Origin of the sequence: Mycobacterium nebraskense (genome assembly GCF_002102255.1) — a bacterium.
In the GTDB taxonomy this organism is placed as follows: domain Bacteria; phylum Actinomycetota; class Actinomycetes; order Mycobacteriales; family Mycobacteriaceae; genus Mycobacterium; species Mycobacterium nebraskense.
On record NZ_LQPH01000161.1, the window covers coordinates 1 to 14125 of the forward strand.

The 14125-nt window shown below is 63.3% G+C and carries 11 protein-coding genes and 2 pseudogenes; 5 read left to right on the top strand and 8 right to left on the bottom strand.

Annotated features, from left to right (window positions below; all coding sequences use genetic code 11):
* Nucleotides 1-126: 126 nt before the first annotated feature.
* Nucleotides 127-283 (bottom strand): annotated as a pseudogene (locus AWC17_RS32205) (DUF5078 domain-containing protein); the annotation flags it as partial.
* A gap of 245 nt (nucleotides 284-528) precedes the next feature.
* Nucleotides 529-1170, bottom strand: coding sequence for a TetR/AcrR family transcriptional regulator (locus AWC17_RS24480; protein WP_007172204.1), 642 nt, complete (start codon nucleotides 1168-1170; stop codon nucleotides 529-531).
* Between the two features lie 804 nt (nucleotides 1171-1974).
* Between AWC17_RS24480 and AWC17_RS24485 the strand changes: the two genes are divergently transcribed.
* Nucleotides 1975-5061, top strand: a complete 3087-nt coding sequence (locus AWC17_RS24485; protein ID WP_170320644.1) for an MMPL/RND family transporter — start codon at nucleotides 1975-1977, stop codon at nucleotides 5059-5061.
* Entirely contained in the window at nucleotides 5058-5954 is an 897-nt protein-coding gene (locus tag AWC17_RS24490) for an alpha/beta fold hydrolase (RefSeq protein ID WP_042910691.1), read from the top strand. The genes AWC17_RS24485 and AWC17_RS24490 overlap by 4 nt, the downstream gene beginning before the upstream one ends.
* A 114-nt stretch (nucleotides 5955-6068) precedes the next feature.
* On the opposite strand, the gene AWC17_RS24495 is transcribed toward AWC17_RS24490, so the two are convergent.
* Both AWC17_RS24495 and AWC17_RS24500 read right to left on the bottom strand, forming a co-directional pair.
* Nucleotides 6069-6515, bottom strand: coding sequence for a DUF6188 family protein (locus tag AWC17_RS24495; RefSeq protein ID WP_007172201.1), 447 nt, complete (start codon nucleotides 6513-6515; stop codon nucleotides 6069-6071).
* 75 nt (nucleotides 6516-6590) lie between these two features.
* Entirely contained in the window at nucleotides 6591-7088 is a 498-nt protein-coding gene (locus tag AWC17_RS24500) for a TetR family transcriptional regulator (protein WP_232008068.1), read from the bottom strand.
* A 542-nt stretch (nucleotides 7089-7630) separates the two neighbouring features.
* On the opposite strand from AWC17_RS24500, the gene AWC17_RS24505 reads away from it, so the two are divergent.
* Nucleotides 7631-8230, top strand: coding sequence for a TetR family transcriptional regulator (locus tag AWC17_RS24505; protein ID WP_033717415.1), 600 nt, complete (start codon nucleotides 7631-7633; stop codon nucleotides 8228-8230).
* A gap of 159 nt (nucleotides 8231-8389) precedes the next feature.
* On the opposite strand, the gene AWC17_RS24510 is transcribed toward AWC17_RS24505, so the two are convergent.
* The gene (locus tag AWC17_RS24510; RefSeq protein WP_174814221.1) at nucleotides 8390-9067 is read right to left on the bottom strand and encodes a hypothetical protein; all 678 of its coding nucleotides are present in this window, start codon (nucleotides 9065-9067) and stop codon (nucleotides 8390-8392) included.
* A 284-nt stretch (nucleotides 9068-9351) separates the two neighbouring features.
* Here AWC17_RS24510 and AWC17_RS24515 point away from each other — a divergent pair.
* Nucleotides 9352-10499, top strand: a protein-coding gene (locus AWC17_RS24515; RefSeq protein ID WP_087139632.1) for an IS3 family transposase whose coding sequence is annotated in 2 segments (ribosomal slippage) — nucleotides 9352-9619 and nucleotides 9619-10499 — 1149 coding nt in all. Because the reading frame shifts where the segments join, the coding sequence is not laid out codon by codon here.
* 34 nt (nucleotides 10500-10533) lie between these two features.
* A complete protein-coding gene (locus AWC17_RS24520; RefSeq protein WP_422119893.1) occupies nucleotides 10534-11784 on the top strand; it encodes an IS30 family transposase in 1251 nt (416 codons plus the stop codon).
* Here AWC17_RS24520 and AWC17_RS32210 read toward each other — a convergent pair whose 3' ends face one another.
* The 3 genes and pseudogenes from AWC17_RS32210 to AWC17_RS33640 all read right to left on the bottom strand — a co-directional run.
* Nucleotides 11785-12390 carry a hypothetical protein gene (locus AWC17_RS32210; RefSeq protein WP_131727352.1) on the bottom strand — a complete coding sequence of 202 codons (606 nt, stop codon included), beginning with the start codon at nucleotides 12388-12390 and terminating at the stop codon, nucleotides 11785-11787.
* Nucleotides 12391-13253: 863 nt separating this feature from the next.
* A complete protein-coding gene (locus AWC17_RS24530; RefSeq protein WP_007172195.1) occupies nucleotides 13254-13580 on the bottom strand; it encodes a helix-turn-helix domain-containing protein in 327 nt (108 codons plus the stop codon).
* Nucleotides 13577-14109, bottom strand: a pseudogene (locus tag AWC17_RS33640) (tyrosine-type recombinase/integrase); the annotation flags it as partial. The gene AWC17_RS24530 and the pseudogene AWC17_RS33640, both read right to left, overlap by 4 nt.
* Between the last annotated feature and the right edge of the window lie 16 nt (nucleotides 14110-14125).

Here is a 14125-nt window from a genome sequence, read left to right on the forward strand (position 1 = left end):
CTACCTGCTGCCCCGGCAAGATGACCCGCAGTCGGCGACCACCGACCGGTTCCCGGCGGCCTCACCGCACTACTAAGGCATTGCTGAGGTGCATGCAGTCCCGACCGCGGCGGGACTAGGGCGGGGTTAGCTCCAGTTCCAGACCGACATTTCCCCGGGGAAGGTAGTTGTTGCACACGTGGGTGGACTTGGCGACAACGCCCTTGTTGTTGCAGAAGATCTTCATGTGATTGGGCCACGCGAACCAAAGCGGATCGCCGTAGACAGCCTCGGAGAACACGCGAGTTTTGCAACATCCAACGCACCTTTCTCAATAGCGCCCGACGGTCGCTAAGACATCGACCTAAACGCCTACTTTCTGCTGCACCCCGCACCAGAAGACGCTTCGGCGACATAGGCCCGCTGGTGACGTTGGCGGTTGGTCTATAGGGAAACCATCAAAGACCTCACCGTCGAGCATGAAGTCCTGAAGTCTTGGAGGACAAAGTGAAGCGGCTGCTGCGGAAAGAGGGGTTTGCGGACGGTGGCCTACGATGCGGGCTCATCGGCCTTGCGGCGGTGCGCGGCGAGGAAGTCATCGACGATGCGCTCACAGTCTTGACGATCGATGGCACGCAGCCCGGTGAGTCGGGCAAACGCCACTGGCCCGACGAGTTGACACAGGATGAGCTCCGGGTCGAAATCGTCGAGGTCGGCGCGGGCTTCGGGGCTTTGCAACAGGGCATCGAATGGCTGGCGATACTGGTCGATGATCCGTGTGCGCAGCGCGTGCCGGTCGTGGGTTTCCTGGGTGCCGTTTGGTGTGCGGCCAAGCGCGACCCAGGCCAGGGTGGTGACGTGCAGCGGTGCCTCCTGGAACAGCGTGGCCTGTCGGCTCAACAGTTCGATGAGTTGGTCGCGCAACGATCCCGTCTCCGGTGCAGGGTGGACCTGCGGCAGCAGCCTTTCAAATGTGGCGGCAAGCAGTTGAGTGGAGCTGCTGAAGTGGCGATACAGGGTCGTGCGCGCGACTTTGGAGGCTTTGGTGACCGCGTCGATGGTGACGGCTTCGATGCCGCCGGCGCTCAGGAGTTTGGTGGCCGCATCCAATAGCCGGGTTCGTGAGCGCAACAGGCGCGGGTCGACGTCATCATCGTCGTCGACCGGGAATTCCAGGGTGTCGCGCTCCATGTAGTCACCGTAAACCTCGCGCGTAGCTGGCCGGCACCGAATCGCGGCTGCATCGGTCGATTGATTCGACCCCTAGACGGCTACGCTACTACTAGTAGCGTAGCGATACCACTAGTACACTTGTCTGTAGGGGTCTGTGGGGCGAAGGAGGACGCATGATCGGGCAGCGGGTCGGACGATCCCTGGTTGAGCAGCTTCAGGGCGCGGCCACCACAGGCCGGTTCGTGTGGCGGACGAACGAACTCTGCCGGCGGGCGCGAGGGGGAATCGCACAGACGGGCGGGGCTGGTCGGCGATGAATGTGCCGCTTGGGCTAACCAAGACGCATGTGTGGGCGCGGGGGGTTCGCGATTTCAGGCTGGTCCGCCGCGGTATCACTCGGCGCCTACACCGACAGCCGCCGGTTGATGACCGCGGCCGCGTTCGTCCCCGTCACTACCCTCCTCGCTCCTGCTCCTACTTGGACGACGAGTTGATGAACCGGGAAATGTATGACCACGTGCGCGACGAGCCGATCAGGTTGATCTCCCGGCTGGGATTTCGCCTGCGCCGTTCATGAAGCGGTCACTGTTTCGGGGTCGGTGCATCGTCATTGTCAAACCGCCTGTGCGCAAAGGGATCACGTGTCGCTGTACCGGACATGCTGGACCGTCGACGGCGCGTTGGTCACCGCCTGAAGCGGCTGGTTGCGCGGCGGCGATCAGAGAGCTTCGGACACCGGTGGCGGTTTCGCCGGGCAGGTAGAAGGGTACTGGTAGTACTGTTGCGATACCGTTGATTTCTTTCGAAGTAGCGGGGCGGGGGATGGCAGACAACGGGTGGGTCTCTTCGGGCGTGGCGACCTTGAGTCGCCCTGTTCGGGAGCGACTTCAAAAGGTTGCGGCCGGTGAGGGCGCGTACAGCGATCGGCTAGCGCGCTTGGCGGGTTTCAGTATCCGACATAAGGTGCTGATCATCGGCATGTGGGTGGTGAGCGCCGCTGCCCTGGCGGTGCTGTTCCCGCAGCTGGAAACCGTTGTTAGACAGCAGTCAGTGAATCTCATACCGCGCGATGCGCCATCGCTTCAGACGGTAGACCGCATGGGCGCGGCCTTCGGCGAGCAGGGATCCAAGACGACGATATTTGTCGCGATGGAGGATCCGGCGGGCCTGACTGCGCCGGTGCGCGGACGCTACAACGCGATGATTTCCCGGTTGCGTGCCGATTCGGAGCATGTGCGCTTGGTTCAAGACTTGTTGGCCGACCCAGTCACCGCAAGCCAGGCAGTCAGCCAAGACGGCAAAGCCTGGTATGTGCCGGTGGGAGTGGCCGGAACGCTGGGCGATCTCAAAGCTGCCGAATCGGTCCAGGCGGTCCGCACGATCGCCGCCCAGGCATTCAGCGGCTCACCCACCGATGTTCGCGTCACCGGGCCCCCGGCCACCTTCCGCGATCAAATCGCTTCGGCCGAAGAGGATTTGGTTGTCATCTCGGTCGCGACGGCAGGCCTGATCGCGATGATTTTGCTGGTCGTGTATCGGTCGGTGTTTACCGCGTTGCTGCCGCTGCTGGTCATCGGTGTGAGCCTGGCGGTGGGGCGCGGAGTGCTATCAGCGTTGGGTGAATCGGGCATGCCGGTGTCGCAGTTCACCATCGCCTTCATGACGGTGATCTTGCTGGGTGCTGGCACCGATTATTCGGTGTTCTTGATCAGTCGATATCACGAGCAGCGACGCCAAAACGTCCCGCCGGATCTGTCGGTGATCAACGCGACCGCCACCATCGGGCGCGTGATTTTGGCTTCGGCCGCCACCGTGGCGTTTGCGTTTCTGGCCATGGTGTTCGCGAAGTTGAGCGTGTTCGCCGCGTTGGGTCCCGCGTGCGCAATCGCCGTCTTTGTCGGATTTGCGGCCACGGTGACTTTATTTCCCCCGGTGTTGGCGCTGGCGGCCAAACGCGGCATCGGTGAACCCAAGGCCGACCGCACACGCCGCTACTGGAACTGGATCGCCGTGGCCGTGGTGCGTCGACCCGTTCCACTGCTGGTCGCCAGTCTGGCCCTGGTGCTAGGCCTGGCGGCCGTCGCGCTGACTATGCACATCAGCTACGACGATCGCCAAGGACAGCCGGCGACCACCGCCAGCAATGAGGGGTATCACCTGCTGGACCGCCACTTTCGCAAGGACGTCATCATCACCGAATTCATGCTGGTTGAATCGCCCACTGATATGCGCACCAGCAAGGCCCTGGCCGACCTGGATGAAATGGCGTCTCGGGTCTCGCAACTGCCTGGTGTCACCAAGGTCTCCGGTGTCACCCGGCCCACGGGCGCACGCCTGGACCAGGCTCAACTGTCGTGGCAAAACGGCCAGATCGGTAACAAGATGGCCGGCGCGGTCGCCAAGGGAGACGCCCATAAGGATGACCTGGCCAAACTCACCCACGGCGCCGACCAACTCGCCGGCGGTCTCGCGCAACTGGACACCACCTTGCGCACCGCGTTGACACCGTTGACCGGGATCCTCACCCAGGCCCAATCCAGTGGATCCCAAGTCCAGCGGTTCCGTCCGCTGCTACAGCAGCTTTCGGCTACCGCCCCGGCCGTCGACCAAGCCATCCGAACCGGTCCGGGACTGCGCCAGCAAGCCGACCAAGCCCAAAACGCAATCGCCGCCATCGACCCGCTCGTTGCTGCGCTCAACACCTCCCCATGGTGTGCGACCACACCGGAATGCGCCCAACTCCGCGACCAGGTGCAGATCCTGGTGACCCTGCGCCATACCGGCTTCTTCAACCAGCTCGCCAACCTCGGCGACCTTTACCAGCCCGGCAGCGACACCGCGGCCGGCACCGTGGCCGACGTCCAAAACGCAATCACGTCGCTGGACAAGGCTTTCGGAGCACTCGGCGACCCCGCCGACCTGGCCGGCAACATCCGCCGCCTCCAAAGCGGCATCAGCCAACTCGCCTCCGGCGCACAGGCCCTCGCCACCGGCGTGCACACCCTGGCCGACAGCAACATCGAAATGCTGTCGGGCATGAGCCAAATCGCCACCCAACTGCAGAATTCCGCACGAACCACCGCCGGCTCAGACAACGCCAGCGGCTTCTACCTTCCCACCAATGCCTTCGAGAACCGCCAATTCGCCGACGTCGCAAAGCACTTCCTGTCACCTGATGGCAAGACCGCGCGTTTCGCCATCGAATCCAGTTACGACCCCTACAGCAGCGACGCGATGAACCTCGCCCACAAAATCACCGAGATCGCCGATGCCGCACGACCCAACACCTCGCTGGCCAACGCCACGGTGTCGATGGCCGGATTCCCCGCCGTCAACTCCGACATCCAACGCCTGCTCGCCGCCGACTTTCATCAGCTGGCCTTTGCGACCCTCGTCATCGTCGGCCTCATCTTGGTCGTATTGCTGCGCGCCCTGGTCGCCCCGCTCTACCTGTTGGGTACCGTCGTGCTCAACTACGGCGCCGCGCTCGGACTGGGAACCCTCGTCTTTCAATATGGCCTCGGCAAGGAAATCGCCTGGCCCGTACCGCTTCTAGCGTTCATCATCCTGGTGGCCGTCGGCGCCGACTACAACATGCTGCTCATCTCGCGACTACGCGAAGAATCGACCCACAACATTCGCGTCGGCGTCCTGCGAACCGTCGCAAACACCGGCTCAGTCATCACTTCGGCCGGGCTCATCTTCGCCGCCAGCATGTTCGGCCTGATCGTCGGCTCCATCGCGATCATGATCCAAGCCGGATTCATCATTGGCTGCGGCCTACTTCTGGATACCTTCGTCGTTCGCACCCTCACCGTTCCCGCGATCGCCACACTGCTGCGCGAAGCGAGCTGGTGGCCGCAACGGAAACCCCTGACTCACAACGGCCGACCACATCGGACCACATGACAATTAGCCAGGAGCGCATCCGCACCAGCGACGGGATCACTCTCGTGGCCGACTGCTACCAGCACGCCGCGACTCGCCCCGTCGTGCTGCTCCTCCATGGCGGCGGTCAGAACCGTCACGCGTGGGCCACCACCGCTCGTCGACTCCATTCCCACGGCTACACCGTCGTCGCCTACGACACACGAGGTCACGGCGACAGCGACTGGGACCCGATCGGACAATACGACGTCGAACGGTTCGTATCCGATCTGATCTCGGTACGAGGACACGTCAGCGCCGACAGTCCCCCCGCCGTCGTCGGCGCGTCGCTGGGTGGGCTGATCATCCTCGCTACCCATCTGCTGGCCCCACCCGACCTCTGGGCAGCCGTTGTCCTGGTCGACATCACCCCGCGGATCGAATTTCATGGAGCCCGTCGCGTCGTGTCATTCATGGCCGCCCACCCCGACGGATTCGGCTCACTCAATGACGCCGCCGACATCATCGCCGAATACAACCCCCGGCGCGCGCGACCCGAAAATCTCGACGGCCTGCACAAGGTCCTGCGGCAACGTAGCGACGGACGATGGATCTGGCGCTGGGACCCAGCGTTCATCAGCTCCAACTTCGATGTCCTGCAAGGCAATCTCATGACAGGCAGCGAGGAGTTCGACGCCATCAGCGGATTTCTCGCCGAAGGAGCACGTCGAATCACGGCCCCAACGCTGTTAGTACGCGGCGCACTGTCAGACGTAGTCTCCCAGGAAACCGTCAACGAATTCCTCCAGCTCGTCCCGCACGCCGAAACGACGGACGTCACCGGCACCGGTCACATGGTTGCCGGCGACAACAACGACGCGTTTACCGCCGCGGTCACCGACTTCCTCGACCGCACCACAAGGACCCCGACGTAAGCATCCAGCGAACCTGCACCCGCCCCGGCTGACACGTCGGACACCCATCGAGATGGCTCGATCTATCGTTCGCACGCCTTCGGCGCTTGTGCCGTCCTGTCGCCAGGCGCGCGGCTACTGATGCGCCATGGCCACTGATTGTGTTGCGTCTAAGTCATTCTCGTCAACAGGAAGGTCGTGCCGAATCACCCGGACTCGACCCCGCGGCAGACACGCCATGTAGCCGTGGCACTTCCCATAGAGCTCCCACGAAGTCGCCGCCGCATCCGGGTCGACATCGATGCGGTGGCCGCGGGAGAAACACAGATGCAGCGCACCGTCGTCGTCGCACCAGGCACGCGTGCAGATCGCTCCGGCCAGGTCCAACAGTGGCCGCTCCTCGGCCGAAAGATTGATAGGGTCGATCAACACTTCTTCCTCAGGCCAGCCTGCTGCCGGAGGGAGGGTCAGCCGCATCGGTCGGGAAATCACCAGCTGGTTGTGATCGTCCAGGTCGACTACCAGCCCTTCGTGCAGCGAGACTCGTTGCACGGTGCACTGCTCGATCCATTGCGTGTACATAACCACTCCCTTCGACGCACCAGCGAGTCGCCTACCTATGCTACCGCTAGTAGCGCACCGATACTATTAGTATTGCTATGCGCTCTTGCTCGCGTTCCACGCAGCAAGAATGCGCTGCAGACCTCGATCAATGCGCTCGCGCGCCTCCGCTGCTGTCGCCCGTCCGACGACGAAAGCCATTAGATTGGCCAGCCAGATATCTGCGATGACTCCGGCGATCTGTCGCTCGCAAGCTCCCTGCGTCGGCCCACCAACCGTGCGCGCCAGCATGCTTTCGACGACGTCGGCGGCGTGTTGCACTGTCAAGGCTTCGTCTGTGCCCGCCATAACGAATGCCCGAACCACGGCCTCGGTGAGCTGCAGGTTTTGCTGCCACTCGTCGTGGAGCCGCGCTGTCAACGATCCCAGTCCGTCACTCGGGGAAGCGGCGCACGTGCTCCAGTCGCGTTCCTGATTCACCCGCTCGAACTCACGGGCGAGCAGCGTCACCAGCAGGTCGGTCTTCGACGCGAAATGGTCATACAGTGACCCGACAGTGATGCCAGCTTGCTTGGCCACCGTCTTGAGACGCACGGCCTTGAAACCGCCCGCCGTTGCGACCGCTCGGGCAGCATCGAGGATTGCGGTGCTGCCCCCGGTACCGGTCTCGGAATCTGGCGCCGCGCGGAACGGTACGTCAACCGACACTACGACTTCACTTCGGGGATAGACCTTTCGACGAGGAGGTGGCGGGATGACATTCCTCAAATCCCCCTTCGGGGAAGACGATGTCTTTGCAGACCGTTGGATATGCGTGCAGCCGCAAGCGCAACTGCAAGAGCCGCGAGTGCGGTAAACGGGGCTAGCACGAGCGTACTGGTGACACAGCCATGAGTGGGTACTGAAGCTGTGCCGTCCAGACCGCGGTGCGAAACGCGGACCCGATCGGCGGACGCTTCCGGGCGCACTCGGCAGCGAATACTCATGCGGGTAGCCGCAATTCCCCACGCAACCCACGGCACCCGACGCTGCGACACCGGCAAGGAAATACCCCCAGTACTTTCGGTTTCGCTACGCTACTGTTCGTACCATAGCTCATAATGCAGTTGGAATGTCACATTGACGAAGGTGATGGCATGCCGTCAGCAAACATCCGCTCGTTACGGGACCGACGCCGCGCCGAGTTGATCTCCGAGATCCAGAACACCGCACACCAGCTTTTCGCCGAACGCGGATTCGCTGCCGTGACAACCGAGGACATCGCGGCCGCGGCCGGAATCTCGATCAGTACCTACTTCCGCTACGCACCCACCAAGGAAGACCTGCTTGTCGCACCCGTCCGGCAAACGGTCGCCGAAATCGTTGCGTCCTACCGCGCCCAGCCGTCCGATGCATCAGCAACCGAAACTCTGATGCGTCTGCTTATCGAAACCGCTTGGGACAAAGCAAATCAGAATCTGCAATACTGGCGAGAAGCCATCCGGACCGCCCCCCACCTACTGGGCGAATCGGCGCTGATCAGCGAGAACGATAACCACCGGCTCATCGAACTGGTCGCTACGCATATGGACGTCGACGCGGTGACCGACATCCGCCCCTCGCTGCTGGTCCACACGGGTTTGGCCACTGCACAATTCATACTTCGGCGCTGGCTTAGCACGGACACCAAAACGAGTCCACCGCTCCACATTCAACTGGAACAAGCCTTGAGAATCACACTAGCCGGATTCGACTAATCGCGGACCGCGATGAACCATCGCGCTCGGCGGCAGCCGCGGCCGTTGCCACGTCCACAGCCCGGAGGACCCGGCCGGTAACCCGAAACCCCACACCATATTTGTAACGGCAACCACCGGTGATCAAATGGGCTAACCCTAGTGGGGCAGGCGCAATTGCTAGGTAGAGCCCGCTTTTCGGGTGGCAAGATACTGATTCCAGTCGCGTTTGGCATATGCCGCCCAGCGGGTCGCGGTGACGATATCGATGGCGAGTAGGTCGGCCAGAACTGCGCCCGGTAACTCGGCTGCCATTGTGATGAGGCCGGTGTTGCGACCGCCTCGGATTGTCAGGCCGCTATGTTTGAGTCGCTTGCCGAACACGCCCGAGTTGACTGGGCGGTCTGGTGTTCGTCCGGGAAACAGGAGCCGGTCCGGTGTTGAGGGTTCGGGCAGGGTCGAGCGCCGGGTTGGACGCGGCAGTTGTGCGAGCAGTTGGGCGAGCTTAGGAGGCAGCACCATTTCGTGGTCGCGCAGGGTGAGGTAGGTGTGGCCGTCCTGGGTGTGTATCTGGTTCTGTCGTAACCCGAGTACTCGCATGGTGGTGATTCCGTACAGCAGGATGAGCGCACCACTGGCGCGCACATCGATGTCAATGGTGTTGTCGTTGAGGCATCGGCGGAGTTGCTCGAGGTGCGTGGCTTCGTCGATGAACACCGAGGGCGGGCTGGGTCGGTTGGCCGGCGCGGAGGCGCCGTGGGTGATGCGACGCTGAGTTGTCCAGTGCAGGAAGGGCCGGATCTCTCGGTGTCGCCAGGTGCCGTGGGCCAACCAGTTGTCGATGTCTGCTTGGTCCATGGTGGCGAGGGTGCGTCCCCGGGTCTCGAGCCAAGCGAGGAATTCCAGTGCGACGCACACCTGGCGGCGAATGCGTGCTGCCCCGGTGTCGGCGTCGTCTGAAAACTGACCCCGTGTCCCCGGGTGGTTTCTAGGGGCGGTCGCAACACTTCTCTAGGTTCTGGAGGTTGTGTTGTCATCGTCGCGTCGCGTGAAAAAAGGCCCGTGGCGTGTTCCCGCTGAATGAGTCCGTCAAGTTTTAGAGTCCTGTGGCCCGATGGTGGGCTGGAAGGGACGATGAACAGATGGCTGGTCGGAAGCGGCATTCCGCTGAGGACATCGTGCGCAAGCTGCGCCGAGCAGACGAGCTGGCTGCCGAGGGCAGGACCGGTGAGGAGATCGCCGCCGAGATCGGGGTGTCGGCGGCGACGCTGTACAACTGGCGGCGCGCCTACGGCGGAATGGACACCGATGCCGCGAAGGAACTCAAGGAGCTGCGCGAGCAGAACGGCCGGCTCAAGCGGCTGCTGGCCGACGCGGAGCTGGAGAAGGACGCGCTACGCGAGGTGGCCAAGGGAAAATTCTGAGCCCAGCTGCCAAGCGCCGCGCCGTGGACATGCTCAAGGACACGTTGAGCATGTCGGAACGGTTGGCTTGCAGAGCAGTTGGGCTTGCTCGTTCCACCTACCGGCGACTGCCGATGGCGACCACGCTGGCCGACCCCGACGCCGACCTGCGGGCCTGGCTGCGCGCCTACGCCACCAAACACCCGTGCCACGGATTCCGGCGTGCATGGGCGGCGTTGCGGCACGACGAGGGCCGGGTGATCAACGTGAAGAAGGTGCACCGGCTGTGGTGCGCCGAGGGACTGCAGCGGCGGGTTCACAGTCCGCGTAAGCGGGCCGGGACGTCCTCGGCGCCCCCGGAGGTGATCGCCGATGCCCCGAAGGTGGTGTGGGCTATGGACTTCCAGTTCGACTCCACCACTGACGGCAAGGCCGTCAAGATCGCGTCGATGGTCGACGAACACACCCGGGAGTCCCTGCTGCATCTGGTGGAACGGTCGATCACCGCCGAGCGGCTCGTCGCCGAACTGGAGAAGGTGTTCGCCACCGCAGGCGGGCCGCCGAAGGTGCTGCGGATGGACAACGGTCCTGAGTTGGTTTCTCAAGCGCTGCAACGGTTCTGCGAGAACAAGGTCGGAATGTCCTACATCCCGCCCGGCACTCCGTGGAACAACGGGTACATCGAATCGTTCAACAACCGACTACGGAAGGAGTGTCTCAACCGCAACCACTGGAGCACCCTGTTCGAGGCCCGGGTGGTGATCGGCGACTTCAAGCACGAGCACAACACACGGCACCGGCATTCGGCCCTGGGCTACCGCACACCGGCCGAGTACGCTGCGGCCTGCACGCATGACCACTACGCCATGGCCTGCGAGATCAACTGAATCCAGAACTACGACAACCTGGCTCTACAACCGGGTGGACTCAATATCGGGGACTCGCCACCCGGGCCGACGGCCACAGTCCGCCAAGCGTGAGCGATTTACGGAGCTGCGCGCCCGGGGCTGGTCCATCTTGGCGGCGGGTCGTGAAGTCGGTGTGTCCCGTACCGCAGCAAACAATTGGGCAAGGGGGTACAAAACCTATCGGCGTGGCGAGGCCGTGGGATTCGTGCCCGCACTCGATCGTTTGGCTGTGCGCCAGATCAGCGATCGCTATCTATCCGAAGAGGAGCGGATCGGCATCGCCGATCTGCGCCGCACGGGCATGGGTGTTCGGCAGATCGCCACCACGCTTGGCCGGGCACCATCGACCGTATCGAGGGAGTTGCGCCGCAACAGCCGCCGCGACGGCCAGTACCGGCCGTTTGAAGCCCACCGCTGGGCGGTTCAGCGCAGAGCGCGTCGTCACCAGCGGCGGGTCGACAAGAATCCCGCCCTGTGTGACCTGATCGCCGAGCTCCTCGCTCAACGGTGGAGCCCGCAGCAGATCGCCCGACACTTGCGGCGCGAATACCCCGAGGACCGATTGATGTGGTTGTGCCACGAAAGCATCTACCGGGCTGTGTACCAACCCCATTCGCGCTTGATACGGCCGCCACAGGTCAGGTCGTCACACCGGGGTCCGTTGCGCACTGGCAGGACCCATCGCCGCGCGCACCAGCGGCCGGGTCGGCGGCGTCCGAGGTTCGCCCAGCCGATGTTGTCGATCCATCAGCGGCCATTCGCTCCCGCCGACCGCAGCCAGCCGGGGCATTGGGAAGGTGACCTCATCGTCGGCAAGAACCAGCGCTCGGCGATCGGGACCCTGGTCGAGCGCCAGACCCGCCTGATTCGGCTGATGCACCTTCCCACCCGTGACGCCGACTCCCTGCGTATCGCGATCGCCACGACCATGGGTGGCCTGCCATCGAACTTGATCCGATCGATCACCTGGGATCAGGGCATCGAAATGGCCCGACACACCGACATCACCGCAGACCTCGGCGTGCCGGTCTACTTTTGCGACTCCCGCTCGCCGTGGCAGCGCGGCAGCAACGAGAACGCGAACGGGCTGCTACGCCAATATTTCCCCAAGGGCACCAGCCTAAGCACCTACACACCCGACCATCTGCGCGCTGTCGAATACGAGATCAATAACCGCCCCCGCCACACCCTCGAAGACCGCAGTCCCGCCGAACTTTTCACCGCGCTGCTAACCTCACCAGACCATCAACTGTTGCGACGTTGACTAGAAGCCACCCCGCCGTTGACACCCGGGATTGCTTAGTGGTTGTTTGGCTCGGCGGGCTCGGTGCAGGAGGTACCAGATGGTGTAGCTGCGGACCAGCCGTGCGTGTTCGGCGGGATAGTTGGCTAGGTGGCGATCCACCCATGGCTCGATACGTTCGAGGTATTCGTTACGCGGCGTCAATACTGCTGTGCGAACGAGGATTTCACGTACGTAGTTGACATGCCCACCGGGTGGGAGCTGATCGAGTGCGTGGTGAGTGATGGTCTGTCCGGTGCGCGCCAGATTCATGAGGAGCTCCGCGGCGGCGCTCTTGCCGAGCCAGACGGCGACGCTGCGTGGATCATTGGCGTTGGCAAGAGCGTCCGCCAGTGGCTTCAGTTGCGCCGGTATCTGGCCATCCGGCCCGGCTAAGGCGTTGTGCAGTAATTCGGCGGTGTGGCAGCGGCTACATCGATTATGCGCGCGAATACCCGGTTGACCGCAATTGGCGCAGCGGTAGTCGAGCGTGGAGCCAGAACATGGCCCGCAGATTTGGCGCTCGTCGGGGTCAAATCCGATCAGCACCGCCTGCTGGCCGCACGCCGCGCATGGTGACGGGTACATCTTCGCCTTGCGCACGCACGGTGTGCAGACAGGCCCCGCTGGCCAATGGCGGGCTACAACGCGCCGTTGTCGGCAGAACGCGCAGGTGGATTTCGAGTGTGGTGAACGTATCCCGGAATAGGTCCTCGTTGTGATGGCGCGGCAGGTGCCGCACAAGTGCGGGCCGAGGACGCTGCTGCTTTGGCGGCGCCGGGTGGCTCCGCATAATCCGCATACCCACACGGTGCTGGCTTTGGCGTAGCAGTTCGTGCAGATGCGTCCTTCCGATGCCACGTACGGGGCGCGGCGCCGTTGTCCGCATCCCGAGCAGGTGTATAGGCGCGGTGGCGCGCACGTGGGACACAGCACGCCGCCGTCGACGAGTCGACGTGCCCGGGGACGGAGGCGTCCGCAGATGCTACATTCCTTGCGCGACAACGGGTCGCGGCTGTAACAGTTCGTGCACACGGGTCCGTCGGGAAGATTGACGCGTCTGCTGACAGAGGTCTTTGCGCATCGCGCGCACGTGAACGATCGATCGAGATCTCTGCAGCGACCACAAATGCGGCCGGTCGGACCGATCGCGGTCAGAGACACGCGCTGTTGACAATTCGTACAGGCCGGCGGCTTCACCGACGCGTGGCCATCAGCCACCAGTACGTGCGTCAAGCGCATAAGCCCCCGCGGGCAGGACGCGTCCGGGTTGAGCACTCCGTCGCCATGAGCGGCCAGGTACGCGTCGACCTGATTGAGCGTTTTCGGCCGGTCGACACGAGCAGCTTTCAGGAGGCGGTCGGCATCTGCAAGCGATAGGTCGCCAAGAGCGCGGACTACGTGAGCGCGGACTCGATCCCACGCGTCGGGCCTGAAGTTCGCCGATCCTCTCATGAGCTGCGGTCAGGTCGACGCACAGTCGTGCGCCGCACCTTCGGCACCTCCCGCGGTGAGTCCCCGGCCGCCTTCTTCACCGATTGATTGACGGCTTCGATTTCGATCAGGTCGTTGGGCGAGCATTCCAAGATGTCGCACAACGCTGCCAGCACGTCCATTGAGAGCCGTTGGGGAGGCGCAGTGACCAGGCGAAACACTTGCTCTCGCGACAGGACCACGCCACGTTCGGCCAACAGCGGAACCAGATCAGTCGTCTGGTACAGCTCCCGTTGCGCCATCAGCGCCCGCAGCCGCCACTGATAACCCATCTTCTTGATCACGGTTGATCCTCCCCGACGGCAATGCCGCGTTTGGTGAGCGCTTCACGGAGCAAACGGTTGCGGTACTCGTCAGACGTGGCTATAGATCGACGTGGTGCTCGCATAGGAATGTCCGACTTGGTCTTGCACGAAGCGCTCCGGGTAATCGAATTCGGTCAGGTGTGTGACGTAGGGTCTGGCGCAGCGAATGCAGGTCCAGCTCCTGCGGCAACCCCGCGGCGTCACGCGCAGCCACAAAGGCCTCGTTCGCGGCGCGTCTGGAGAGACGGCCGCAACGTTCGGTGACCCATAACGCCGGATGCCGGCCCGCTCGAAAGCATGGACGAACCTCCTCCAGGTAGGACTCGAAAACCTGGACAATCCAGTCCATTTCCGGCACCGTCAGCACGACGCGTCGCTTCGGCGAACTACCGCGGGACGCTTTTCCGAATCGGACGAATACGCCGCCAAAACGCCCGTAGGACGGTAGCTTTGGATTCGATCTCAGATCCACCAGGTCTAGCCCCACCGCCTCTTGGCGCCGCAAGCCTTCTCCGGGGGTCTGC

What these genes read in the sequence shown, in the direction of transcription:
- AWC17_RS24495 (WP_007172201.1), bottom strand. Translation starts at nt 6,515, where the DNA reads ATGTACACGCAATGGATCGAGCAGTGCACCGTGCAACGAGTCTCGCTG.
- AWC17_RS24485 (WP_170320644.1), top strand. Translation starts at nt 1,975, where the DNA reads ATGGCAGACAACGGGTGGGTCTCTTCGGGCGTGGCGACCTTGAGTCGC.
- AWC17_RS24480 (WP_007172204.1), bottom strand. Translation starts at nt 1,170, where the DNA reads ATGGAGCGCGACACCCTGGAATTCCCGGTCGACGACGATGATGACGTC.
- AWC17_RS24490 (WP_042910691.1), top strand. Translation starts at nt 5,058, where the DNA reads ATGACAATTAGCCAGGAGCGCATCCGCACCAGCGACGGGATCACTCTC.
- AWC17_RS24510 (WP_174814221.1), bottom strand. Translation starts at nt 9,067, where the DNA reads ATGGACCAAGCAGACATCGACAACTGGTTGGCCCACGGCACCTGGCGA.
- AWC17_RS32210 (WP_131727352.1), bottom strand. Translation starts at nt 12,390, where the DNA reads ATGTACCCGTCACCATGCGCGGCGTGCGGCCAGCAGGCGGTGCTGATC.
- AWC17_RS24505 (WP_033717415.1), top strand. Translation starts at nt 7,631, where the DNA reads ATGCCGTCAGCAAACATCCGCTCGTTACGGGACCGACGCCGCGCCGAG.